This is a genomic window from Rhizobium sp. 05N49, assembly GCF_056396805.1.
This window is the reverse complement of the sequence record NZ_JBFTME010000001.1, coordinates 805,751-829,292: the sequence shown is the minus strand read 5'-3', so window position 1 is coordinate 829,292 and position 23,542 is coordinate 805,751. Positions and strand designations below refer to the sequence as shown.

Genomic DNA, 23,542 nt, shown 5'->3' with positions numbered 1-23,542 from the left:
ATGACCGTCCATCAGAATCTCATTGCCGGCGAATGGACCGGCACGAATGCCGCCGAGAACATCAACCCGTCCGACACGAACGAAGTCGTCGGTCTCTACGCTCAGGCGAGCGCCGAGGATGCGAAGGCTGCCATCGCTGCCGCGAAGGCTGCCTTTCCGGCCTGGTCGCGTTCCGGCATCTGGGAGCGCCACGTCATCCTGAAGAAGGCCGGCGACGAGATCATGGCGCGCAAGGACGAGCTTGGCGCTCTTCTCGCCCGCGAGGAAGGCAAGACGCTTCCCGAAGCGATCGGCGAAACGATCCGCGCGTCGCAGATCTTCGAATTTTTCGCTGGCGAAGCGCTGCGCCTTGCCGGCGAGGTCGTTCCCTCGGTGCGCCCGAACATTGGCGTCGAGATCACCCGCGAGCCGCTCGGTGTCATCGGCATCATCACGCCCTGGAACTTCCCGATCGCCATTCCGGCCTGGAAGATCGCGCCGGCGCTCTGCTACGGCAACACCGTCGTCTTCAAGCCGGCCGATCTCGTCCCCGGCTGTTCGTGGGCGATTGCCGACATCCTGCATCGCGCAGGCCTGCCGAAGGGCGTTCTGAACCTCGTCATGGGCAAGGGCTCGGTCGTTGGCCAGGCCATGCTCGACAGCCCTGACATTGCCGGCATCACCTTTACCGGTTCGACCGGTACGGGCAAACGCGTCGCCACTTCCTCCATCGAGCATAACCGCAAGTTCCAGCTGGAAATGGGCGGCAAGAACCCGATGGTCGTGCTCGACGATGCGGATCTCACCGTTGCCGTCGAGGCAGCCGCCAATTCCGGCTTCTTCTCCACGGGCCAGCGCTGCACCGCTTCGTCGCGCCTGATCGTCACCGAAGGCATTCACGACAAGTTCGTTGCGGCACTCACCGAAAAGCTGAAGACCGTCGTCGTCGACAATGCCATGAAGCCCGGCACCCATATCGGCCCCGTCGTCGATGCCCGCCAGCTTCAGACCGACACCGACTACATCAAGATCGGCAAGGAAGAGGGCGCCAAGCTCGCCTTCGGCGGCGAACTCATCTCGCGCGACACGCCCGGCTTCTACCTGCAGCCGACGCTCTTTACCGAAGCGACGAACCAGATGCGCATCTCGCGCGAAGAGATCTTCGGGCCTGTCGTTTCCGTCATTCGCGTGAAGGATTACGAAGAGGCGTTGGCGACTGCCAACGACACGCCGTTCGGCCTGTCGGCAGGCATTGCCACGACGAGCCTCAAACACGCGACGCATTTCAAGCGCAACTCCGAGGCCGGCATGGTGATGGTGAACCTGCCGACCGCCGGCGTCGACTTCCACGTTCCCTTCGGCGGCCGCAAGGGCTCGTCCTACGGCCCGCGCGAGCAGGGCAAGTACGCCGCCGAATTCTACACAACCGTCAAAACCGCCTATACGCTGGCCTAAGACAAAGCGCGATAACCCTGATCGTACGAGGCGGTCAGGGGATATCCTGAGGGACAGAAATTATGAAGAAGAAAGCAGAATGGCCGCGCAAGTTGCGCTCGCAGGAATGGTACGGCGGCACGAGCCGCGACGTGATCTACCACCGCGGCTGGCTGAAAAACCAGGGTTACCCGCACGACCTGTTCGACGGCCGCCCGGTCATCGGTATCCTCAATACCTGGTCGGACATGACGCCGTGCAACGGCCACCTGCGCGAGCTCGCCGAAAAGGTGAAGGCCGGTGTCTGGGAAGCCGGTGGTTTCCCGCTTGAAGTGCCCGTTTTCTCGGCCTCTGAAAACACCTTCCGTCCGACCGCGATGATGTATCGCAACCTCGCGGCGCTCGCAGTCGAAGAAGCGATCCGTGGCCAGCCGATGGATGGCTGCGTGCTGCTCGTCGGCTGCGACAAGACCACGCCGTCGCTCTTGATGGGGGCAGCCTCCGTCGACCTGCCGTCGATCGTCGTTACCGGCGGTCCGATGCTGAACGGTTATTTCCGCGGCGAGCGCGTCGGTTCGGGCACGCATTTGTGGAAGTTCTCCGAAATGGTAAAGGCCGGCGAGATGACGCAGGCCGAATTCCTCGAGGCTGAAGCTTCGATGAGCCGTTCGTCGGGCACCTGCAACACGATGGGTACCGCTTCCACGATGGCATCCATGGCCGAAGCGCTCGGCATGGCACTGTCAGGCAATGCCGCGATTCCTGGCGTCGATTCCCGCCGCAAGGTGATGGCGCAGCTGACCGGCCGCCGTATCGTGCAGATGGTCAAGGACGACCTGAAGCCTTCCGACATCATGACGAAGCAGGCCTTCGAAAACGCCATCCGCACCAATGCGGCCATCGGCGGATCGACCAATGCCGTCATCCACCTGCTCGCCATGGCCGGCCGTGTCGGCGTCGACCTGACGCTCGACGACTGGGACCGCTGTGGTCGCGACGTGCCGACGATCGTCAACCTGATGCCGTCGGGCAAGTACCTGATGGAAGAGTTCTTCTATGCCGGCGGCCTGCCCGTCGTGCTGAAGCGCCTCGGCGAAGCCGGCCTCCTGCACAAGGATGCAGTGACGGTTTCGGGCGAGACCGTCTGGGACGAAGTCAAGGACGTCGTCAACTGGAACGAAGACGTCATCCTGCCGGCTGAAAAGGCATTGACGCAATCCGGCGGCATCGTCGTGGTCCGCGGCAATCTGGCGCCGAAGGGCGCTGTTCTGAAGCCGTCCGCCGCTTCGCCGCATCTGATGGTGCACAAGGGCAGGGCGGTCGTCTTCGAAGACATCGACGACTACAAGGCCAAGATCAACGACGACAATCTCGATATCGACGAGAACTGCGTCATGGTCATGAAGAACTGTGGTCCGAAGGGCTATCCGGGCATGGCCGAAGTCGGCAACATGGGTCTGCCGCCGAAGGTGCTCAAGAAGGGCATCACCGACATGGTGCGCATTTCCGACGCCCGCATGTCCGGTACGGCCTACGGCACCGTCGTTCTGCATACCTCGCCGGAAGCTGCCGTCGGCGGCCCGCTCGCCGTCGTCCGCAACGGCGACATGATCGAGCTCGACGTGCCGAACCGCCGCCTGCATCTCGACATTTCCGAAGAGGAACTGGCGAAGCGTCTGGCCGAATGGCAGCCGAACCATGACCTGCCGACCTCGGGTTACGCCTTCCTGCATCAGCAGCATGTCGAAGGTGCCGATACCGGCGCCGACCTCGACTTCCTGAAGGGATGTCGCGGAAGTGCAGTCGGCAAGGATAGCCACTAACCGGCCCGTCCTCCAGACATAGGCCGATGGAAAGGCGGGGTGAGAACCCCGCCATCGTGAATACTTCTGTCGCGAAATTCCGCCTCTCGTGGTGGTTCGCGACAGAGATTTGCGGGAAGGTCAGGGCCGACGGTTTCGTCTTGAAGGTTCCGAGCTCCGCAACGAAGACGGAACGCGGAAAATGCGAACCGTCATTGTGGCTGCGGATCGCACCCCCCGATCTGATCATCGATAATCGTCAGCCACGGCCATCGCTGCACGTACTGTGCGCATTTATCCAGAAACAGGCCACGCTGAGGATTGGCAGGGTTCAGGCGCAGGATGCCGTTCCACATGTCATCCAGGCCGTCAGGCGCATAGAGGCTGCCGTCGTGAAGGCGGATGCCGACCCTTGTGCAAAGGGTAAGATAACGGTCGATGCCATCCTCGGCCTTTTGTAGCTTTGGGTATTCGGCTCCAAACTTGTCCTTGTACCAGAGATGGACCCGAGCCTGGTTCCTGACCTCCACCTTGACGGGCAGATCGTCGACCGCCTTCTGCACGTTGCGAATAACGAGGTCTTCGGCCTCCCATGACAGGTCGGCGTCATCGAAGTAGAAGACGTCGTAGTCCTTTATCCCGTACTGCGGATCATAACCCGATTTCAGGTTCCAGACCGTCTGCACGAGGCAGCCGGCAGTCAGATTGGCCTCGGGAACCCCCAGGGTGCGCAACCGGCTCAACAACTCGGCGTTTATCGGGTTGCGGCGGACAGACTCCATGAATTGCTTCTCGCTAAGCGACATAGCCTCTCCCTCGTCCATAGTTTCGCCAAACCAACTATCCCGAAAATGCCACCTGTGTTGGCTGAACGCCGGGCGGGGGCGAATTCTAGATTTGATCCAGAGAAGGTCTGAATGCCGATGCTGCCTCGTGAACCAGAGCAGATGATCTTTGGCCCGTTCGCATCAGGTGATCAGCGACGAGCTGGAAACCCATCGAATATCCCAGCTGGCCAGGGAAATCGGCAGTGCCGAAGAACCAGGCCTCATGGTCATAGCTGCGGCTGTCCCACTCCCCAGCCGCCTCCGTCACATATCTGCGGATTTCATCCCTCGGCAGTCTTTCCCAGGGCTCAAGCGGGCCGCCATAGATTTCCTGCGCAAAATGCCCCGCCAGGCCTTCAGAGACCAATGCTTCTCCCAGTGAATTTCCGTATCCGGGTCCATCCGATCGGGCGGCGTGATGCAGCTCATGCACAAACATCCGCTCCAGGGATGCGTCAGCGTTTGCAGCAAGAACCGGATTGGCGGGGTCGACCGTGACATAGATCAAGCCGGGCTCCGGCGCATATCCAACATGACCCTTTTCAGGAAGTACGCGGGCTCCTGCTTTCACCACGACATCGACAGGCTCTATGCGCAGTAAAGCGCTCCCCTTATCGAATGCGTCGGACAGCCGGTTGTCCAGCCAATCCCGCAGGTCCGAGAGCGGGCCGCGTGCATCAAGAAAATGAAGGTTCATGCGAGACATGACTGCACCATAGGCTCATACGGAGGATTTCGGCAATTGGCCGCCGTTACCGGCTCGCCGATCTGTCGGGAAAGCGTCGCGGAACCCGATCGGATGTCAACCGCTGGAGCGCAGGCGGTCTTCTTCCATCTCAAACTGATCGAAGAGCAGACGGATCTCCGGCCATTTGCGGCGGAAAGCCGCCACGCAAGCCGGATCGAAATGCGTGCCGCTGCAGGCGATGATTTCCCGGAAGGCTTCGTCGATCGGCCATGCCCGCTTGTAGGGGCGCTCGGAGCAGAGTGCATCGAAGACGTCGGCAACGGCGACGATACGGGCCTCGATCGGTATCTCTTCGCCCGCAAGGCCCTGCGGGTAGCCGGTGCCGTCCCATTTTTCGTGATGCCCGCCGATGATGGCGGTAGCAACGCGCGAAAGCTCGGCGGAACTATTGCGCAGGATCGAAACGCCGATCGGCACATGCTCGCGCATCTTTTCGATCTCATCCGGCTCCAGCTTGCCTGGCTTCTGCAGGATGGCGTCGGGAATGCCGATCTTGCCGATATCGTGCAGGGGGGCAGCGAGATAGATGTTGCGGCGCTGGATACGGTCCATGCCGAGGCCTTCGGCAATCAGTTCGGCAATGTTGGCGACACGCTCGATGTGATCGCCGGTATTGCCGTCACGCGAGGCCATGGCCTGCGCCAGGCACCAGACTATTTCCTGTTCGCGGATATCGGCCCGTTCGGTGGCGCGGCGGAAGGCCTGATCAAGCGAACGGGCACGATCGACGAGGGCAAGCTGGGCGCTGCGCAGGGCGAGAAGGTTCAGGATGCGGGCCTCGAGCTCCAGCGGATCGAAGGGTTTTGCGAGGAAGTCCGTGGCACCGGCCTCCAGCGCTTCCAGCCGCACGGCGCGTTCCGTCTGCGAGGTGATCATCACGATGGGCACGGTCTCATAGCCGCGCTGGCTGCGCAGGCGGCGGATTACGGCGACGCCGTTGAGTTCGGGCATCATATAGTCGACCAGGACAAGATCGAATTCGACGTGCGTCGTGCGCTCGAGGGCTTCCAGTGGATTGGTGAAGCTTTCGATCGCGCAGCCGGCAAAGCGGCGGACGGCGGTTTCAAGGGCAAGCAGGCTGGATTTGCTGTCGTCGATAAGAAGAAGAGACATAAAACGACCTACTGAAATCTCAAAACAGGCCGGCGCGCTTTGCGCCGGTGCCCACAAATGCGAGCTCATAGCGCACAGCTTCCGCCTGCGGCTTTAACATCGGGTTAGTTTGAAGTAGAGAATTGGTTGCAACAGCAATTATTGCGTGTTTGAACGCGCATAATCGCCATGGCAACTTCGCCTGCTTTTGTCAGCTCTGGCTTTGGCTCTGCATCTGGTCGCCGTTTTCGACCTTTACCGTGACCGAGAGCTTCTCGCCCGGGGTGCCGATGCGCATGCCCGATACGGGCGCGGCATCGCGGTAGCAGAGGCCGGAGGCCATGCGGACATAGCGGTCATCCGGGCAGATCTTGTTGGCAGGGTCGAAGCCGACCCAGCCGAGGCCGGGAATATGCGCCTCGCCCCAGGCATGCGTGGCGGCCTGATCGACCTTCTCTTCCATCATCAGATAGCCGGAGACATAACGCGCCGGGATCTCCAGTGCGCGGGCGGAGGCAACGAAAATATGGGCATGGTCCTGGCAGACGCCGCTCTTCTTCTCCAGCGCCTGTTCGGCCGTGGTCTCCGTACTGCTGGTGCCAGGCTTGTATTCGACCGCCTCGTGGATTGCCGCCATCAGCGCATGCATGCGGGCAAGGTCGTTCTCGCCAGTCACGCCCTTGATCAATTCCTTCACCAGCCTGCCGCTCTTCGTCAGCGGCGTCTCGCGCAGGAAGAGCCAGAGCGGGCAGAAGCCGGTATGCGGGCCGGTGACGCCGTTGCGGTCTTCGGTCTCGATCTCGCCCTCGGCGACGATGCGCGTGACCTGCTGTTCGCCTTCCAGCGAGACGAGGTTCACGTGATTGCCGAACTGGTCGTCATACTCGACTTCCGGCTTGGCGCCTTCGACATGCAGCGACCAGTTGAGCACGGTCTGGCCAACGGCATTCGGCGGCGTCAGGCGCAGCCGCTGCAGCGAAAACTGCGCCGGTTCGTCGTAGCGGTATTCGGTGAGGTGGCTGATCTTCAGTCTCATGATCTGACCCGCTTAAACATAGAACCGGTAGCCATCGGAGATTTCGTTGCCGAGCTTGTTGTTGCGCGAGACGAAATCTTCGAGGAACTCATGCAGGCCCTGATCCATGACATCCTTGATCTTCAGGGTCTGCAGCGTGGCGCGAATGGCATCCGCCGTATCGTGCGCTGCAAGCCGCTCGCCGTAGTCCTTGGCGATATAGCCGAGGTTGCTGACGATCTTCTCGTAACAATAGGCAAGCGAACGCGGCATCTGACCGTTCAGGATCAGGAAGTCGGCGATGTTCATGGCCCGGTATTCGCCGTCATAGGCCCAGCTGTAGGAGCGGTGGGCAGAGACTGAACGCAGGATCGACTCCCACTGAACGTTGTCGACCGAAGAACCGACCTGCGAGATCGACGGCAGCAGGACGTAATATTTCACGTCGAGTATGCGGCTCGTATTGTCCGCGCGCTCGATGAAGGTGCCGATGCGGGCGAAATTATAGAGTTCGTTGCGTAGCATCGAACCATGGAAGGCGCCGCGGATGAGGCCGGCGCGATGCTTGATGACATCGATGACTTCGGGCAGTTCCGCCGGCTTCAGCTTTTTCGACAGAAGCTCCTTGAGATCGATCCAGCATTCGTTGGTTGCTTCCCAGGTCTCACGCGTCAGCGCGGTGCGCACCATGCGGGCGTTGTTACGCCCGAAATCGATGCAGGACATGACGCTCGACGCGTTCTGGCGGTCGCGCAACATGTAGTCGATGACATCAGGACCGGTCAGCTTCGAATGGCTCTCGTCATAGAGTTCGCGCACGCCGGCGCTTTGCAGCACGCCGTCCCAATTGTCATCACCGGCGTCGCTCCGCGTCAGTGACATGCGCAGGCCGGCATCGACAAGGCGAGCGATATTTTCGGCGCGCTCGATATACCGGAACATCCAGTAGAGCCCGTTTGCAGTTCTTCCGAGCATCAGTCCTCCAATACCCAGGTGTCTTTGGTGCCGCCGCCCTGGCTGGAATTGACCACCAGCGAGCCTTGCTTCAGCGCCACGCGGGTAAGCCCGCCCGGAATAATCTGCACCTTGTCGGAGACCAACACATAGGGGCGCAGGTCGACATGGCGGGGTGCGATGCCCTTGTTGACGAGGATCGGAACGGTGGACAGAGAAAGCGTGGGCTGGGCGATGTAATTGCTGGGCTTGGCTTTCAGTTTCTCGGCGAAATCGGCGCGTTCCTTCTTGGAAGCGGTCGGGCCGACAAGCATGCCGTAGCCGCCGGAACCGTGCACTTCCTTGACCACCAGTTCCTCCAGATGCTCCAGCACATATTTCAGGCTGCCGGCTTCCGAACAGCGCCAGGTCGGCACGTTCTCGAGGATCGGCTTGCGGCCGGTATAGAACTCGACGATCTCGGGCATGTAGGAATAGATCGCCTTGTCGTCGGAAATGCCGGTGCCGGGTGCATTGGCGATGGTGATGTTGCCGGAGCGGTAGACATCCATGATGCCGGGAATGCCGAGGGCCGATTCCGGGCGGAAGGTGAGGGGATCGAGGAAGTCGTCGTCGACCCGGCGATAGAGCACGTCGATCGCCTCGTAGCCGCGCGTCGTGCGCATCTTCACCTTGCCGTCGATGACGCGCAGATCCGAGCCTTCGACCAGCTCGACACCCATCGTGTCAGCGAGGAAGGAATGCTCGTAGTAAGCGGAGTTGTAAATGCCGGGGGTCAAAACGGCGACTCGCGGCTTGCCCTTGCAGCCGGGAGGGGCGAGCGAAGCGAGGCTCTGGCGCAGGAGATAGGGGTAGTCCTCGACGCGCTGCACCTTGTTCTCATGGAAGAGTTCCGGGAACATCTGCATCATGGTTTCCCGGTTTTCCAGCATGTAGCTGACGCCGGAGGGTGTGCGGGCATTATCCTCCAGCACATAGAACTGGTCTTCGCCGGTTCGTACGATATCGGTGCCGACGATATGGGTGTAGACGCCGCCCGGCGGCCGGAAGCCGATCATCTCGGGCAGGAAGGCAACGTTCTTCTCGATCAGTTCGCGCGGGATGCGGCCGGCGCGGATGATTTCCTGCTTGTGGTAGATATCGTCGAGGAAGGCGTTCAGCGCGATCACCCGCTGCTCGATGCCCTGGGCGAGTTTGCGCCATTCGCGGGCCGAGATGATGCGCGGGATGATATCGAAGGGGATGAGTTTTTCGGAACTGTCGGCGTGGCCGTAAACCGCGAAGGTGATGCCGGTTTTGCGGAAGATGTTTTCAGCGTCGCGGGACTTTGAAATCAGGTGTGCCCGGTCTTGGCTGTTGTACCACTCAAAGTATTTGTCATATGGCGCTCGGGGACTTTCGTCTCCGGTGATCATTTCATCAAATGCCAAAGGTGTGGCTCCCCTTTTTTGTTCATTTGAATACAACGCAATAGGCAATGCAAGAACCATGCACAGTTCGCATGGAAGATTCATAAAATCTTCTGCAATGCAAAAACGGGTCAAAAACTGGGCATTTATCGGCAGTTGGTGCGAGGTGTGCTTTTGGCAATCCTGACTTGGCGCACAAAAGATGGGCAGGTGATCATTTCATGCCCGGGCGACGGACCAAACTCTGCCCGCGCCTGTGACCGAGACGGTCAAAAGAAAAGGGCCGGATCACTCCGGCCCTCCCTGATATCATTGGCTTAAGCGCGTTCGCGGCGCGGGCCACCACCATTGCGGCCCTTGCGGCGGAGACCGCCATTGCCGTCACGGCGCTGTTCGCCCTGCGGCTGCTGGTCGCCGTGGTTGCGCGGCGGGCGGCCATGGACGTGCTGCTTGTTGCCCCGGTGATGGCCGGTCGCTTCCGTCTGGGCCGGACGCTGCTGCTGATTGCGGGCCGGGCGGAAATCCGAGGTCGAGGCCAGATCGTTGTCCGGGCCGAGATCCGGTGCCTGCTCGTTGCGGCGCTGGCCGCGGAAGTCCTGGTTGCGGTTGTTGCGCTGGGGACGAGCGCGACGCTCTTCACCGCCACGCGCTTCCGAGACATCGCCTTCGTGGCGCGGACGGCGGTCGCCATGGCCGGCTGGACGGCCGCTGCCATTGCGGGTTTCGCTGCGGCCGCCTTCACGGCGTTCGCCACGCTGTCCACCTTCACCACGGCCTTCACCGCGACCGCCCTGGCCACGCTGCTGGCCTTGGCCGCCACGACCGCGATTGTTGCTGCGGGGTGCAGCACGCAGGTCAGCCGGCGGTTCGCCGCTGGCAACGGTGATGTCGATGCCCATCAGCTTTTCGATGTCGCGCAGCAGGCGAGCCTCATCGGGGGCGCAGAAGGCAATGGCAATGCCGTCGCGGCCGGCGCGGGCCGTCCGGCCGATGCGATGCACGTAGGCGTCAGGCACTTCCGGCAGGTCGTAGTTGAAGACGTGGCTGACGGCCGGGATATCGATGCCGCGGGCAGCGACGTCGGTGGCGATCAGTGTCTTGATGGCGCCGTCGCGGAAGCCCTTGAGGGCGCGCTCGCGCTGGCCCTGGCTCTTGTTGCCGTGAATGGAGGCAACGGAATAGCCGACCTGCTCCAGATGCTTGGCGAGCTTTTCGGCGCCGTGCTTGGTGCGCAGGAAGACGATGGAGCGGCCATCGGGGTTTTCGGTCAGCGTCTTCTTGAGCAGGACGGTCTTGTCGTTCTTGCCTGGGACGAAGTGGACATACTGCTCGACCTTGTCGGCAGCCTTGCCCGGAGGCGTCACTTCGACCTTGACCGGATCGGTCAGGTAATCGCCGGCGAGATCGGCAATCGCCTTCGGCATGGTGGCCGAGAAGAGCATGGTCTGGCGGCGCTTCGGCACCATCTTGGCGATCTTGCGCAGGTCATGCACGAAGCCGAGGTCGAGCATCTGGTCGGCTTCATCGAGCACGAGGTAGCGCACGGCCGTCAGCGTGATGGCGTTGCGGTTGCAGAGGTCGAGCAGGCGGCCGGGCGTGGYGACGAGGATGTCGGTGCCCTTCTCGAGCTGCAACTGCTGCTTGTTGATGGAGACGCCGCCGACGACGACATTGATGCGCAGCGGCGACTTGCGGATGAATTTCCGGAGGTTGTCGGCGATCTGGTTAACCAGTTCGCGGGTCGGGGCCAGGATCAGCGTACGAACGGAGCGGTTGTCGGGACGCTTTTCTTCCTTGAGCAGGCGCTCGATGAGCGGCAGGCCGAAGGCAGCGGTCTTGCCGGTGCCGGTCTGGGCAAGGCCGATCAGGTCGCGGCCCTGGATGAGAAGGGGGATAGCCTGTTCCTGAATGGGCGTCGGCGTTTCGATGCCGAGCTGAAACAGGGTGGCGACGACCGGCTTGGAGACACCGAGCGATTCAAAATTGGTCAAGTCATAACCTTTTAGGGCGCGCCAAACATAAACGCCGGATCGCGACATTGCGGTCCGGTGTCAATCTAGCGTCAAGAACCCCGCGTGAAATGGGAACTTGTAAGTTGGAAAAAGCTTCCTGCGCGTCTTGCCGCTCTTGGGTCGCGGCATCATCAGAATGCGCTCTATCCTTCTTCAGCATCTGTTGCAGTGGCACGCTCACGCGGCGGCCGGAAGGTGAAAGCTGCGGTGCATGTGGTCTATTTCGGACTGAAAGTCAAGAGGATACCGCGCCGGCATTGTCTGGCAGGCGCACCACGGTGTCGTCGGGGCTGACGATGCGTCCGTCCTCGGCACGCAGTTCCAGCCTTCGAACAGGTCGGCCGGCCCGTTTATCGACCAGCTGTACATGCGGCTCGCCGGGTTCGAAGAAGAATTCCTCGCCCCATTGCCGTAGTGCGACAAGAACCGGAAACAGGCCGCGCCCTTTTTCCGTCAGCACATATTCCTGATAGGGGCTGCCATCCGAAGCCGGCACGGTTTCCAGGATGCCGTGGACGACGAGGTTGCGCAGCCGGGCCGACAGGATGTTTTTCGCGAGTCCGAGGCTTTTCTGAAACTCCCCGAACCGGCGCAGGCCATCGAAGGCATCGCGGATGATCAGCAGCGACCACCAGTCGCCGATCGCATCCAGCGGCCGCGCAACCCCGCAGAGCGATGTGCTGTGACTTATTCTCTTGGCCATGGTGATCCCGTCCGCTCCGTGTCGCCGGTGAATTGCGATGGCGCAAAACATATTGGTTGCAAGTTGAAACCGCAAGGTCTACCGAGGCGTGGTTTTAGTTTGAAACCACGTTGGAGAGCACTATGATCGATTCCCACGAGACTTTTACCGGCACCTTCTCATTCGCACCTCATTTCACCGAGGTGCCGGGTTTCCGGATGCATTATGTCGATGAGGGACCTGATGATGGCGAGGTGGTGCTTTGCCTGCATGGTGAGCCGACATGGGGCTATCTGTTTCGCCATCTCATCGCGTCCTTGAGCGAGACGCATCGGTTGATCGTTCCCGACCATATGGGCTTTGGAAAGAGTGAGACGCCGCCCAACCGCAGCTATTGGCTTCAGGATCACATCGATAATATCGAGGCATTCGTGCTGGCGCTCGATCTCACCGGCATCACTCTCGTCATGCACGATTTTGGCGGTCCAGTCGGCATGGGGCTTGCTGCCCGGCATCCCGGTCGCATCCGCCGCATCATCTCGGTGAACGGTCCGACATCTTTCGGTCAGGCCGATGCCGTTGATCGGCTGGTCGCAAATGCAAGCGTTGCGCCGTGGTTCCAGTGGATATTGAAGGCCGAGGGCGAGGGCGTGCTTGAGAGCGTGCTCGGCCAGCTCGGCTACAACATCCTCAGCACATTGAAGCTCAACGGCTTCGAGAACAATGACATCATCACCGACAGTTTCATCCGTGCCTATGCCGCGCCATTCGAAGGTCCTGCCGATTGTCTTGGCGCGATCGGTTGGGCGAAGGGATTTGCCACCGGCGCTCACAGGATCGAAATGCCCGATGCGGCTGCCATCCGTACAATACGTGGCAAGCCGGCTCTGGCCATCTGGGGAGATGCCGATCGTACCCTCAATGCGGAATATTTCCTGCCGCTCTTTGAAGAGCTCTTTCCGCATGGGCCGATCCATCGCCTGCCAGGTGCCGGACACTACAGCTTCGAAGACAGCCCGGAGGCAATCAATACGCTGATCTCGAAGTTTCTGCGCGAGAACTGAGGATCAGGCCGCAGGGTCTGCCGGCATGGAGAGGACAAAGCGTCCTGTCGCCGTCTCGGCACCATTGATGAGGATGACGATGCGGTGCTCGCCGGGATAGTAGCGCCGCGTCGTGATCGGCCGCATGGCGTGGCGTCGCTGGACGACATGATCTTCACCCGCGGCCAATGACACCGTCTTCCACTTGAAGACTTTCGGCGACAGCGAGCCATCGGCCTTCACGTGGTGGATGGCATAGTCGATCATCAGCGATTGGGGGATGTCGCCGGCATTGCGCAGGCGGATCTCGAAATCGAGGCCTTCGCCGAACAGCACGGCAGGATTTGCCAGCAACAATTCGCAATGCAGGGAAGCTGCCGCGCCGAAGCCGAAATTGGCAAGCGCCTGAGCATGGCCCTTCTTAAGCAGCGTGCGGGAGGCGTGTTTCAGCAGCCAGCGGCGCTCTGCCGAGGCGCCCTCGATATGCTCGGCGATAAAGGCCGCGACGAGATCGGGATGATCCTTGGCGATGTCGTTCAGGCTGTTTGCGACGGAGCGGCGGACATAATCTTCGGGATCGTCCATCAGCGCGGAAAGGATCGGGATTATCGGCGAGGGGTCCTTGATCAATTGCGGCAGGCGCATCGCCCAGGGCAGGCGCGGGCGGGTACCCTCGCTCGCGAGCCTGCGGACATGGTGGCTGGCGTCGTCCACCCAGCGGATGATCGTCGCCAGCGCGCGATCCTGGTCCTGATGGATGAACGGACGGATGCCGAACTCCGCCGTGAAATGCGGCGTCAGCGCCTTGAGGAGATCAAGCGCGATATCGAAATGCCCAAGGCCGCGCGCGGCGATGAACTGGTTGACGGGCAGGAGCATCCAGCCTGTCAGCCCGGCCTTGCCGGCGGCCGGCAGGCTTGCGCCGAGAATGGCTGCCGCCTCGGGGAAGCTTTCGGGCAGGGTCGCAAACAGCGCGTCGCGGATCAGTGTTGCGCGCTCCATGAGCTCCAGCGATTCGATGCCATCTGTTGCGAGTGCGGTGAAGCGGTCGCGGTCGAAGGAGGGCGCATTGGCCGAGATAATGTCCGCCATCGCGCGTACGAGCGCTGTATGCAGAAGGTTCTTCAGTGGTTCGGGCATCGGCGCAATCTCCCCTCGGGTCATGCGATGCATGGCCCGATGAAGGCGAGAGGTCAAGCGATGCCTGGAAAGCCCTCAGCGCCTGCAGATTTCGATGCGATAGGGCTGGCCCCAGCGATTATGGCGCCATTCCGGATGGCAGTAGCGCGGGCCGTAATAGGCGGGGTAGGCAGGATAATAAGCATAGGGGCGGGGATAGTAGGCGTAAGGTGCCGGATAGGCCGGACCGGAGGCGATCGCTCCACCCACGAGACCGCCGACGACACCGCCGGCAACACCGCCCCAGAAGGCATCGCCGGAGTGAGCGCTTGCGGTATCGGCCGTTGCCAGCGAGGCTCCTGCAAATGTCAGTGCAACCAGGCCCGCCGCCATTGTCTTATGAAGAACGGACATGTCGAATTCCTTTCGTGGTAGGCTCGTCATTGAAGCCATTGCCAGAATCTGCTGCGATCGCGGCGCGCTTATGGATGCGCAAGCCGTGCCGGGATTAAATTTTCTCCATGCTCGGCCGTCGTCGGATCGCGCGTTCGCCATGCCCGGCTGGGTTTCCCCGTGAATCTTCAAGCCATTTCAGTTTCGTGCAAGCCTTTGTTGTCAGTCTGATTCATCAACTTCATGAGCCGGCTTGGAATTTTTGTCARTGGAATTTTATGGTTAACAGCTTGTTAAAAGCCTTGGCGTTATAGTTGTTGTGGGGGATATTTCGTTCATTGCGGGAGTGAAGATTTTTTGAACTTTACCGGGGAACTCTTGGAACTGGCCTGCCGCCGGATCGCTGATCTGGATACCCCGGCCTATGTCAAAAACAGCGAACTCCGCTATGTCGCCGTCAACGAGGCCTATGCCCGCTTCTTCGGCCGCGAGATTTCCGATTTCATCGGGCGGCGCAGCCGCGAATTGTTCGATCGACCGGAAGAAGAGGAGCGCGAGGATCGCGAACGCCGTGCGCTTGTGTTCGGTACGGAAGAGAGCGCCATCTCTTTCGATGCCGCCGGCCTCAGCCATGAGCGCGTGCTGATCGAGAGTTTTTCGCCCTCGCAGGACCGGGCTTACGTGCTCGGCATCTTCGATATACGCGAACCGCGACGTGCCATTCCCGAGGTCGCCGATACGATGGCGACCGATCTTGGCCATATCCGCGAGGCGCTTGAAAATCTCGATCACCCGATCGGCATCTTTGCCAAAGACGGCCGTCCGCTGGTCGTCAATGCCGCCTACCGCGGCGGCAGCAGGTATGCGCCTGAGGGCAGCCAGTTTGCGCCCGAGGGCGCCACGGCCCTGCCGGCAGGCGAGGCCTCCTGGCACGAAAGCGTGCGCGAACGCGACCTCTTGCGCACCATCATGGAGGATCTTCCGGTCGCGGCTTTCGTGCGCGACGAAGACCATCGGCTGGTCTATGCCAACCAGTATTACGAGACCTTCACCGGTCATGCCCGTTCCAGGGCACTGGGCCTGACCGAGCACGACATGTTCGGACCGGCGGCGGGTGAGGCGATCTATCGGGAAAACCTCCTCGCGCTCGAAAACGGCGTGCTGATCGAGGTCGAGAGCTATCTGCCAAATACGGACGGCGAAATCTTCCAGGTGATCTCCCGCGTCAACCGGGTCGTCACGCCCGACGGCAAGCGTTATGTCGTCGGTTCCTTCTCCGATATCACGCCGCTGAAAGCGCGTGAGAAGGAACTGATAGACGCGCGCCAGCAAGAGGAAATCCTGCATCAGGAAATCGAGAGCATCCTGCGCTCGCTTCCGGTCGGCGTGCTGATCCTCGACAATGATCACACCATTCTCTACGTCAATGACGAGTTCTACAGCATCTGGGAACTGCCGCTCGACGACCGTTTCGACGGGCGGCCGTTCATCGATGTCGTCAAGCGCAATTACGAGCTCGGCCGCTACGGCGATACGCAGACGCCGGACGAAATCTATTCGTTCCGCAAGGGGCTTTTCGAAGATGAAAACCCCGAGCCGATCCAGCTCGATTGGGCTGCCGGCAAGTCCGTCATCTTCGACTCCAGGCGCATTTCCTCCAACCGCATCCTGCTGACCTATTCCGATATTTCCGCCGTCCGCGAGCGCGAGCAGGAAATCCACGAGGCGCGCGCCGCACTGGAAAGCCTCGGCGAGATGATGCGTGACGCGACGCATGCCATGTCGCAGGGGCTCGCGATCGTTCGGGACGGCGTGATCAAGCTTTCCAATGACGGGCTTGCCGAAGTACTGCGCATTCCGGCCGAGCTGACCGAGGCGGGCAGGGAATGGATCGACCTTTTCCAGTTCTGTGCCAATCGTGGCGATTTCCACGACAATGCCGTCGAAACGCTCGAGGAGTGGCGTGCCAATATCGCCGCGCGTCAACCGATCTCGACCGTCTTCCATGTCGGCGGCGAGCGCTGGGTGAATATGGAAGCCACCATCAGCGAACGGCAGCATTGGGTGGCGCTGTTTACCGACGTGACCGAACTCAAGCAGCGCGAAGAGGATCTGACTGAGCTTCTGTCGCGCGCCGAGGCTGCCGACCGCGCCAAGTCCGAGTTCCTCGCCAATATGAGCCATGAGATCCGCACCCCGATGAACGGTGTGCTTGGCATGGCGGAACTGCTCGCCAAGACCAATCTCGATACCCGCCAGAAGACCTTTGTCGATATCATCGTCAAATCGGGCAATGCGCTCTTGACGATCATCAACGATATCCTCGATTTCTCGAAGATCGATGCCGGCCAGATGAAGCTGCGCAAGGCGGCCTTCGATCTCGTCGAGGCCGTCGAGGATGTGGCGACGCTGCTGTCTTCGCCTGCGGCGGAAAAGGATATCGAGCTTCTGGTGCGGGCAGCACCGGATCTGCCGGCTGCCGTCATCGGCGACGCCGGGCGCTTCCGCCAGATCGTCACCAATCTCGTCGGCAATGCCGTGAAATTCACCGAGCGCGGCCATGTCTTCGTCGATATCGGTTTCGAGGCTTCCGGCGGCGACGAGATCATGACCAGCATCCGCATCGAGGATACCGGCATCGGCATTCCGCCCGAGAAGGTGGAGTCCGTCTTCGACAAGTTCTCTCAGGTCGATTCCTCATCGACCCGGCGGCATGAAGGCACTGGCCTCGGTCTTGCGATCACGGCGGGTCTCGTCGACCTCTTCGGCGGCTATATCAATGTCGAAAGCGAATGGGGCAGGGGTTCGATCTTCACCGTCAGGCTGCCCTTTGCGGTCGCTGCCGCCCGGATCGAGCCGAAGCCGCTGCCGATCAATGTGCAGGGTGCGCGTATCCTCGTCATCGATGACAACGAGGTCAATCGCCGTATCCTGACCGAACAGCTGGGCCTCTGGGGCTTCGACGGCGTTGCCGCGGAAGGCGGCGCCACCGGCTTTGCCATTCTGGAGGCTGCCGCTGATCTCGGCATCAAGGTCGATGCCGTCGTGCTCGACTATCATATGCCCGACATGAACGGCGCCGAGGTCGCCCGCCGTCTTCGCGCTGACAGTCGTTTCGCGGAGCTGCCGATCATCTTCCTGACCTCGATGGATATTTCGGGCACCGAGAAGGAGTTTGCGGCGCTGAATGGTCATGCGCATCTGATGAAACCGGCGCGCGCCAACTTGCTGCGCAATACGGTCGTCGAGGTGGTGCGGGCAAGCCGTGTCAAACAGGCTTCCGAGGCCGAGATCACGCGGCTGCAGAAAGAGGCGGAGACACCGCCGCCGGCACCTGCGCCTGTTCCGCAAAAACGGGCTGCCGAGTTCGTCGACGTGCTCGTGGCCGAAGACAACGAGGTCAACCAGATCGTCTTCACGCAGATCCTGCAGGGTACCGGGCTTTCCTTCCTCGTCGTCAATAATGGCGAAGAGGCTGTGGAGGCATGGGAGCGGCATACGCCACGCCTGATCATGATGGATGTCTCAATGCCTGTCATGAACGGCCATCAGGCAACCATGCTGATCCGCGAGAAGGAGCAGGGGCAGGGCCATCGCGTACCTGTTATCGGTGTCACGGCGCATGCGCTGGAAAGCGACAGGGAACTCTGCCTCGATGCCGGCATGGACGACTACATGTCGAAGCCGATCAGCCCGGAACTCCTGGAAGACAAGATCCGCCAATGGCTTGGCGGCGAGTTGAAACCCGGCCGTTCCGGTTATTGAGGCTTTGTGCCGCAGAGCATTTCCCGCTTTCCGGCGAAACCCTGGCGCCGCTCGACGGTGAACCCGGCCGCCGCGAGATTGCGGCGCACGAAGCCTGCTGCGGCATAAGTCGCAAAGCTTCCGCCCGGAACGGTCTTTTCGCAGACGAGGCGCATCAACTCTGCCGACCACATGTCGCCGTTGCGCGACGGAGCGAAGCCATCGAGATACCAGGCGTCGAATTCGGCGGCAGACCGAGAAACGCCGTCGAAGGCCTGGCCGCAGACGACGCTGAGCTTCGTCTGCTCGTCCAGGGCGAGTGAGACAATGCCTTCGGGACTGTCCGGCCAGAGGGCGGTCAGCGCCTGGCGCTCGGCATCGATCTCGGGCCAATGGGCAAGCGCTCGGTCGATTTCCTCGCGGCGCATCGGATAGAGCTCGAAGGACATGAAATGCAGATGCTGTCCGGGCTGGCGGTGAAGTTTCCATTGCCGCCAGGTTTCCGAGACATTCAGCCCCGTGCCGAAGCCGAGTTCGCCGATGAGAAAGGCCGAGCGGTCGCTCCATCGTTCGGGCAGGCCGTTTCCCGAGAGGAAGACGTGGCCGCATTCCAGCCGCCCGTCCGTCTGGCAATAAAAATGGTCGCCAAAGGCGGTCGAATAGGGCATATCGCCGTCGCGCCATTCGAGAGGCTGCGGCTTGCCCGCGCCGATCTGATCCGGATTGATGTCTGTCATGGAAAAAGCCGATAGTCCTGCCCCGGCCTCGGGTCAATCATCGATCGACGTCATCATCATCGGCGGCGGCATCATGGGCCTGTGGGCGGCCGTGCATGCCGAGCGCCGCGGCGTGAAAACGCTGCTTGTCGATTCCGGGCGTCTCGGCGGCGGGGCAAGCGGCGGGCTGCTCGGCGCGCTGATGCCGCACATGCCGGACCGCTGGTCGGCAAAGAAGCAGTTCCAGTTTGATGCGCTGGTGTCGTTAGAAGCCGACATTGCCGATATCGAAGCGGCGACCGGGCTTTCGGCCGGATACCGACGCTCCGGCCGGTTGATCCCGCTGCCGAAGCCGCATTTGCTCAAGATCGCGCTCGGCCATTCCGAAGATGCTAAGGCGCACTGGAGAGCGGGAGAGCGGTGTTTTCACTGGCATGTGCTCGATCGGCCACCGGGTGACGGCTGGATCGATCCGGCTGCAGGCGAAAGCGGTTTCGTGCATGACACGCTCGCAGCCCGCGTCGCGCCGCGCTCGCTGGTCGCGGCACTGGCGGCGTTTCTGCGCACGGCACGGCATGTTCGCATACTCGAAAATACCGAGATAACGTCACTTGACCCGGCGCGGGGAACGGTATCCATAGGCGGCAAAAGTCTCGCCTTCGGCCGCGCCATCCTTGCTGCCGGATATCGGTCCTTTCCGTTACTCGAGTCGCTAACATCGGGGTTGCAGAAACCTCTCGGGCAGGCCGTCAAAGGACAGGCGGCACTGCTTGCCGCTGATGTCGACCCCGGCTTGCCCACGATCTTTCGCGACGGGCTCTATGTCGTTGCCCATGAGGGTGGGCATGTGGCCATCGGCAGCACCAGCGAGAACAGCTTTGCCGATCCCTTTTCCACGGACGAGCAGCTCGATGCGCTGATCGAAGCCGCCCGCGATATGGTTCCCGGCTTGCGCGATGCGCCCGTTATCGAGCGCTGGGCCGGATTGCGCCCCAAGGCGATCGACCGCGATCCGATGGTCGGCGCGCATCCGGAGAATCAAAATCTCATCGCACTGACCGGCGGTTTCAAGGTCAGTTTCGGGCTCGCAYATCGGCTGGCGGAAGCGGCGATATGCATTGCAAGCGATGTAAATACAGAATTTTTATTGCCGGAAAGCTTTGCAATTTCAAACCACATTGCAGTCTCTTCACGTTAAACGTGAATTAGAAGGCGCTCCGCTTCGTTATTCTGTCATGCAAATCACCTATCTGCTTGCGCATCGATGGCGCGGGAATTGGTCCGCGCCTACTTCAGTCAGATGGAGGAAATCGCATGCGCTATGCCATTTGCTTCACGCCATCAGCGAGCGATCCGCTCTCGCATGTGGCGGCCAGTTGGCTTGGCCGCAACGTATTTTCAGGCGAGATGGTCGAACCGCCGGCAATCCGCGGGCTTGGCATCCACGAGATCGCCTTTCATACGGCTGTGCCGCGTCGCTATGGATTCCACGGCGTGCTGAAAGCCCCTTTCCACCTTTCGTCCGAGGTCTCCGAACCGCAACTCCTGCGCGACCTCATGCGCTTTTGCGGGACGTTGTCACCCTTCCAGATTCCGCGTCTGGAAGTTGCGCGCCTCGGCACTTTCTACAGCCTGTCACCGATCCGCCCCTGCGATCAGGTTCACTTTCTTTCCTCGGCAATCGTTCAGGAGTTCGACCGTTTTCGTGCGCCGCTCTCGGAGGCCGATATCGAGCGGAGCGATCCTGACGGACTTTCGGCGGCGCAATTTGCCAACCTGCATCGCTGGGGCAACCCCTATGTGATGGACGAGTTCCGTTTCCATATGCCGGTTACCGGCCCGGTGAACGCGGTCGATATGCCGCGCATCGAGCAGGCGCTACGGGCGATGTTCGATCCGGTTCTTGCCGAACCGGTAACGGTCTCGAATGTTGCGCTGATGATCGAGGAAGGGGCCGGCGGCCCGTTCCGGGTGCACTCGCTGCATCCGATGGGCAAGGTGAGCGCGCGCAAGATCGCCTGAGTTACACGCGACAGGTCGAAGGCCAAATACGCACTTTTACGCCTCGACATTCCGGTCACGGATGCTACCGTTTCACCTGTCTTTTCAAAAGGTGATTTGATGGTATCCGAGACCTATCCGCGCAATCTCGTCGGTTACGGGCGCAACACGCCCGACCCGAAATGGCCGGGCGAGGCACGCGTCGCAGTACAGTTCGTCATCAATTACGAAGAGGGCGGCGAGAGCTCCATCCTCGACGGCGATCCGGCTTCGGAGAACCTGCTGTCGGAAATCGTCGGCGCGCAGCCCTGGCCGAACCAGCGCAATCTCAACATGGAATCGATCTACGAATACGGCTCGCGCGCCGGCTTCTGGCGGCTTTGGCGTCTTTTCACCGATCTCAAGATGCAGGCGACCGTCTATGGCGTCACGCTCGCCATGGCCCGCAATCCGGAAGCGGTCGCCGCGATGAAGGAGGCGGGCTGGGAGATTGCCAGCCACGGCTATCGTTGGCTGGAATACAAGGATTTCCCGGAGGATCTGGAGCGCAAGCACATCCTCGAAGCCGTGCGCCTGCATACGGAACTAACCGGTGAGCGCCCCTACGGCATGTACCAGGGCAAGCCTTCGGACAACACACTGCGGCTGGTGCAGGAGGAGGGCGGCTTCCTTTATTCGTCGGATTCTTACGCCGATGATCTGCCCTATTGGGTGAAGAGTGCCGATGAAAATCCGTTCCTCATCATTCCCTATACGCTCGAGACCAACGATATGCGGTTTGCCACGCCGCAGGGCTTCAATTCCGGCGACCAGTTCTTCACCTACCTCAAGGACGCCTTCGATACGCTCTACGAGGAAGGCAAGGAGGGCAGCCCGAAGATGATGTCGGTCGGACTGCATTGCCGCCTCGTCGGCCGGCCGGGACGCGTGGCGTCGCTCAAGCGTTTCATGGAATATGTGCTGAAGCACGACAAGGTGTGGGTCCCGCGCCGGATCGAGATTGCGCAGCACTGGCATGCGAACCACAAGCCGGAAACGATCTGATGATTTCGCGCAACGAATTTGTGTCTCGCTTCGGTGGCGTCTTCGAGCATTCGCCCTTCATCGCCGAGCGGGCCTATGACGATGGCTTTGTCGGTGAGAAGCTGACGGTGGATCGTGTGCATACGGAGCTCGTCGCCATTTTCCGCGCGGCGAGCAGGGAAGAGCGCCTCGGTGTATTGCGCGCTCATCCCGATCTTGCCGGCCGGCTGGCGGTCGCGGGCGAACTGACGGAAGACAGCAAGAAGGAACAGGCCGGTGCCGGGCTCGACCGGTTGAGCCCTGAAGAGCATGTGCGTTTTACCGACCTTAATTCCTCCTACACGCAGAAATTCGGTTTTCCCTTCATCATCGCGGTGAAGGGGCTGAACAAGGACGATATCCTTGCCGCTTTCGAAAAGCGGATCGACAATACCACCGACGAAGAATTCGTGACTGCGGCAGCCGAGGTCGAAAAGATCGCGCTGCTGCGCCTGACATCCATGCTTCCGGAGACCTGAATGACCGATACGACCGATACCAGCCTGCCAGCTTTCGCCACGGGCGCCATCAATCTTGCCTCGGCCCGTCTCGGCGCCAAGGGTCTCTGCGCCACGGACGAATTCTTCGCGCCGTTGGAGCGCATGCTGCAGGACGTGCCGGCAAGCTTCGATCCGGACCTCTACGACGATAACGGCAAGTACATGGACGGCTGGGAAAGCCGCCGCAAGCGTGTTCCCGGCCACGACTGGGCAATCGTGAAGCTCGCCATGCCGGGCCGCATCTTCGGCTTCGATGTCGATACCAGCTATTTCACGGGCAATTATCCGCCGCATTGCTCGATCGAGGCTGCCTTTCTCGAAAGCGGCGATCCTGATGATGCGACGCAGTGGACCGAAATCCTGGCCAAGTCGCCGCTCGGCTCCAGCGCCCATCATTTCTTCGAAAATGCTGACAAGCAGAAGATCTGGACGCATCTTCGCCTGCATATCTATCCGGATGGTGGTGTGGCGCGTCTTCGCGTCTATGGCTCGGCCTATTTCGACTGGTCGAAAGTCGGCGCCGGCGAGGAAGTCGATCTCGCCTATATTTTCAACGGTGCAAAAGCGCTTGCCTGGTCGGATGCGCATTATGGCCATCCGGACAAGCTGCTCGGTCCTGGACGCGGCCTCAACATGGGCGACGGCTGGGAAACCAAGCGCCGCCGTGGTCCCGGTCACGACTGGGCGATCATTCGGCTTGGCCATGCCGGCACGATCAAGCGCGTGATCGTCGATACTGCCTTTTTCAAGGGCAATTTCCCCGATACGTGCGAACTCTTCGGCGCCTATCTGCCCGATCTTGGCGATACGCTGTCTGAGGCTGATATTGCGGCTTCGGAAAACTGGAAGCCGATCCTGCCGCGCAGCAAGCTGCAGATGGACCATATCCATGAATATGGCAGCGACGCGATTGCCGATATCGGCCCGATCACGCATGTGCGTTATGCCATGCATCCGGATGGCGGTACGATGCGCCTCAGGCTCTTCGGGGTGAAGGCTTGAGTTCTTTC

The 23,542-nt window shown here is 61.0% G+C and carries 20 protein-coding genes; 9 read left to right on the top strand and 11 right to left on the bottom strand.

Annotation, left to right across the window (positions count from 1 at the left end; genetic code table 11):
• Both AC1DF8_RS04180 and araD read left to right on the top strand, forming a co-directional pair.
• A complete protein-coding gene (locus tag AC1DF8_RS04180) occupies positions 1 to 1,434 on the top strand; it encodes an aldehyde dehydrogenase family protein (RefSeq protein ID WP_477995042.1) in 1,434 nt (477 codons plus the stop codon).
• A 62-nt stretch (positions 1,435 to 1,496) separates the two neighbouring features.
• The gene (gene araD / locus AC1DF8_RS04175) at positions 1,497 to 3,236 is read left to right on the top strand and encodes an L-arabinonate dehydratase (RefSeq protein WP_112543442.1); all 1,740 of its coding nucleotides are present in this window, start codon (positions 1,497 to 1,499) and stop codon (positions 3,234 to 3,236) included.
• 191 nt (positions 3,237 to 3,427) lie between these two features.
• On the opposite strand, the gene AC1DF8_RS04170 is transcribed toward araD, so the two are convergent.
• The 8 genes from AC1DF8_RS04170 to AC1DF8_RS04135 form a co-directional block, all read right to left on the bottom strand.
• Positions 3,428 to 4,021, bottom strand: coding sequence for a nucleotidyltransferase family protein (locus AC1DF8_RS04170; RefSeq protein WP_477995041.1), 594 nt, complete (start codon positions 4,019 to 4,021; stop codon positions 3,428 to 3,430).
• An 85-nt stretch (positions 4,022 to 4,106) separates the two neighbouring features.
• On the bottom strand, positions 4,107 to 4,748 hold the full coding sequence (locus AC1DF8_RS04165) for a DUF2268 domain-containing putative Zn-dependent protease (RefSeq protein ID WP_477995040.1): 642 nt from the start codon (positions 4,746 to 4,748) through the stop codon (positions 4,107 to 4,109).
• Positions 4,749 to 4,844: 96 nt separating this feature from the next.
• Positions 4,845 to 5,903 (bottom strand): HD domain-containing phosphohydrolase, encoded by a 1,059-nt coding sequence (locus AC1DF8_RS04160; RefSeq protein ID WP_112972119.1) that lies wholly within the window; start codon positions 5,901 to 5,903, stop codon positions 4,845 to 4,847.
• A 190-nt stretch (positions 5,904 to 6,093) separates the two neighbouring features.
• Positions 6,094 to 6,918 carry a transglutaminase family protein gene (locus tag AC1DF8_RS04155; protein WP_477995039.1) on the bottom strand — a complete coding sequence of 275 codons (825 nt, stop codon included), beginning with the start codon at positions 6,916 to 6,918 and terminating at the stop codon, positions 6,094 to 6,096.
• A 12-nt stretch (positions 6,919 to 6,930) separates the two neighbouring features.
• Positions 6,931 to 7,872 (bottom strand): alpha-E domain-containing protein, encoded by a 942-nt coding sequence (locus tag AC1DF8_RS04150; protein WP_018114786.1) that lies wholly within the window; start codon positions 7,870 to 7,872, stop codon positions 6,931 to 6,933.
• Positions 7,872 to 9,281: a circularly permuted type 2 ATP-grasp protein gene (locus AC1DF8_RS04145; protein ID WP_018114785.1), complete on the bottom strand. Its 1,410-nt coding sequence runs from the start codon at positions 9,279 to 9,281 to the stop codon at positions 7,872 to 7,874. The genes AC1DF8_RS04150 and AC1DF8_RS04145 overlap by 1 nt, the downstream gene beginning before the upstream one ends.
• A gap of 296 nt (positions 9,282 to 9,577) precedes the next feature.
• On the bottom strand, positions 9,578 to 11,299 hold the full coding sequence (locus AC1DF8_RS04140) for a DEAD/DEAH box helicase (RefSeq protein WP_477995038.1): 1,722 nt from the start codon (positions 11,297 to 11,299) through the stop codon (positions 9,578 to 9,580).
• Positions 11,300 to 11,507: 208 nt separating this feature from the next.
• The gene (locus tag AC1DF8_RS04135; protein ID WP_477995037.1) at positions 11,508 to 11,975 is read right to left on the bottom strand and encodes a winged helix-turn-helix transcriptional regulator; all 468 of its coding nucleotides are present in this window, start codon (positions 11,973 to 11,975) and stop codon (positions 11,508 to 11,510) included.
• A 122-nt stretch (positions 11,976 to 12,097) separates the two neighbouring features.
• Here AC1DF8_RS04135 and AC1DF8_RS04130 point away from each other — a divergent pair, with 122 nt between their 5' ends.
• Complete coding sequence (locus AC1DF8_RS04130; protein WP_477995036.1) at positions 12,098 to 13,018, top strand: alpha/beta fold hydrolase; 921 nt, start codon at positions 12,098 to 12,100, stop codon at positions 13,016 to 13,018.
• A gap of 3 nt (positions 13,019 to 13,021) precedes the next feature.
• Here AC1DF8_RS04130 and AC1DF8_RS04125 read toward each other — a convergent pair whose 3' ends face one another.
• A complete protein-coding gene (locus tag AC1DF8_RS04125) occupies positions 13,022 to 14,137 on the bottom strand; it encodes a DNA alkylation repair protein (RefSeq protein ID WP_477995035.1) in 1,116 nt (371 codons plus the stop codon).
• A gap of 75 nt (positions 14,138 to 14,212) precedes the next feature.
• Positions 14,213 to 14,530, bottom strand: a complete 318-nt coding sequence (locus AC1DF8_RS04120) for a hypothetical protein (protein ID WP_113117964.1) — start codon at positions 14,528 to 14,530, stop codon at positions 14,213 to 14,215.
• 336 nt (positions 14,531 to 14,866) lie between these two features.
• On the opposite strand from AC1DF8_RS04120, the gene AC1DF8_RS04115 reads away from it, so the two are divergent.
• Positions 14,867 to 18,274, top strand: coding sequence for a response regulator (locus AC1DF8_RS04115; protein WP_477995034.1), 3,408 nt, complete (start codon positions 14,867 to 14,869; stop codon positions 18,272 to 18,274).
• On the opposite strand, the gene mnmC2 is transcribed toward AC1DF8_RS04115, so the two are convergent.
• On the bottom strand, positions 18,268 to 18,990 hold the full coding sequence (mnmC2, locus tag AC1DF8_RS04110; protein WP_112972126.1) for a tRNA (5-methylaminomethyl-2-thiouridine)(34)-methyltransferase MnmC2: 723 nt from the start codon (positions 18,988 to 18,990) through the stop codon (positions 18,268 to 18,270). The two genes, AC1DF8_RS04115 and mnmC2, sit on opposite strands and share 7 nt — an antisense overlap.
• Here mnmC2 and AC1DF8_RS04105 point away from each other — a divergent pair.
• From AC1DF8_RS04105 to alc, 5 genes are all read left to right on the top strand, one after another.
• Positions 18,989 to 20,167, top strand: coding sequence for an NAD(P)/FAD-dependent oxidoreductase (locus AC1DF8_RS04105; protein WP_477995033.1), 1,179 nt, complete (start codon positions 18,989 to 18,991; stop codon positions 20,165 to 20,167). The two genes, mnmC2 and AC1DF8_RS04105, sit on opposite strands and share 2 nt — an antisense overlap.
• A gap of 116 nt (positions 20,168 to 20,283) precedes the next feature.
• A complete protein-coding gene (locus AC1DF8_RS04100; protein WP_018114778.1) occupies positions 20,284 to 20,991 on the top strand; it encodes a DUF1045 domain-containing protein in 708 nt (235 codons plus the stop codon).
• A gap of 99 nt (positions 20,992 to 21,090) precedes the next feature.
• Positions 21,091 to 22,014 (top strand): allantoinase PuuE, encoded by a 924-nt coding sequence (gene puuE, locus AC1DF8_RS04095; RefSeq protein WP_112972129.1) that lies wholly within the window; start codon positions 21,091 to 21,093, stop codon positions 22,012 to 22,014.
• Positions 22,014 to 22,511, top strand: coding sequence for a 2-oxo-4-hydroxy-4-carboxy-5-ureidoimidazoline decarboxylase (gene uraD / locus AC1DF8_RS04090; RefSeq protein WP_112972130.1), 498 nt, complete (start codon positions 22,014 to 22,016; stop codon positions 22,509 to 22,511). The genes puuE and uraD overlap by 1 nt, the downstream gene beginning before the upstream one ends.
• Positions 22,512 to 23,534 carry an allantoicase gene (alc, locus tag AC1DF8_RS04085; RefSeq protein ID WP_477995032.1) on the top strand — a complete coding sequence of 341 codons (1,023 nt, stop codon included), beginning with the start codon at positions 22,512 to 22,514 and terminating at the stop codon, positions 23,532 to 23,534.
• Positions 23,535 to 23,542: the final 8 nt, after the last annotated feature.

Excerpts from the sequence above, each read along its gene's own strand:
- AC1DF8_RS04180 (WP_477995042.1), top strand. The coding sequence starts at position 1 with ATGACCGTCCATCAGAATCTCATTGCCGGCGAATGGACCGGCACGAAT.
- araD (WP_112543442.1), top strand. The coding sequence starts at position 1,497 with ATGAAGAAGAAAGCAGAATGGCCGCGCAAGTTGCGCTCGCAGGAATGG.
- AC1DF8_RS04170 (WP_477995041.1), bottom strand. The coding sequence starts at position 4,021 with ATGTCGCTTAGCGAGAAGCAATTCATGGAGTCTGTCCGCCGCAACCCG.
- AC1DF8_RS04165 (WP_477995040.1), bottom strand. The coding sequence starts at position 4,748 with ATGTCTCGCATGAACCTTCATTTTCTTGATGCACGCGGCCCGCTCTCG.
- AC1DF8_RS04160 (WP_112972119.1), bottom strand. The coding sequence starts at position 5,903 with ATGTCTCTTCTTCTTATCGACGACAGCAAATCCAGCCTGCTTGCCCTT.
- AC1DF8_RS04155 (WP_477995039.1), bottom strand. The coding sequence starts at position 6,918 with ATGAGACTGAAGATCAGCCACCTCACCGAATACCGCTACGACGAACCG.
- AC1DF8_RS04150 (WP_018114786.1), bottom strand. The coding sequence starts at position 7,872 with ATGCTCGGAAGAACTGCAAACGGGCTCTACTGGATGTTCCGGTATATC.
- AC1DF8_RS04135 (WP_477995037.1), bottom strand. The coding sequence starts at position 11,975 with ATGGCCAAGAGAATAAGTCACAGCACATCGCTCTGCGGGGTTGCGCGG.
- AC1DF8_RS04130 (WP_477995036.1), top strand. The coding sequence starts at position 12,098 with ATGATCGATTCCCACGAGACTTTTACCGGCACCTTCTCATTCGCACCT.
- AC1DF8_RS04125 (WP_477995035.1), bottom strand. The coding sequence starts at position 14,137 with ATGCCCGAACCACTGAAGAACCTTCTGCATACAGCGCTCGTACGCGCG.
- AC1DF8_RS04120 (WP_113117964.1), bottom strand. The coding sequence starts at position 14,530 with ATGTCCGTTCTTCATAAGACAATGGCGGCGGGCCTGGTTGCACTGACA.
- mnmC2 (WP_112972126.1), bottom strand. The coding sequence starts at position 18,990 with ATGACAGACATCAATCCGGATCAGATCGGCGCGGGCAAGCCGCAGCCT.
- AC1DF8_RS04100 (WP_018114778.1), top strand. The coding sequence starts at position 20,284 with ATGCGCTATGCCATTTGCTTCACGCCATCAGCGAGCGATCCGCTCTCG.
- puuE (WP_112972129.1), top strand. The coding sequence starts at position 21,091 with ATGGTATCCGAGACCTATCCGCGCAATCTCGTCGGTTACGGGCGCAAC.
- uraD (WP_112972130.1), top strand. The coding sequence starts at position 22,014 with ATGATTTCGCGCAACGAATTTGTGTCTCGCTTCGGTGGCGTCTTCGAG.
- alc (WP_477995032.1), top strand. The coding sequence starts at position 22,512 with ATGACCGATACGACCGATACCAGCCTGCCAGCTTTCGCCACGGGCGCC.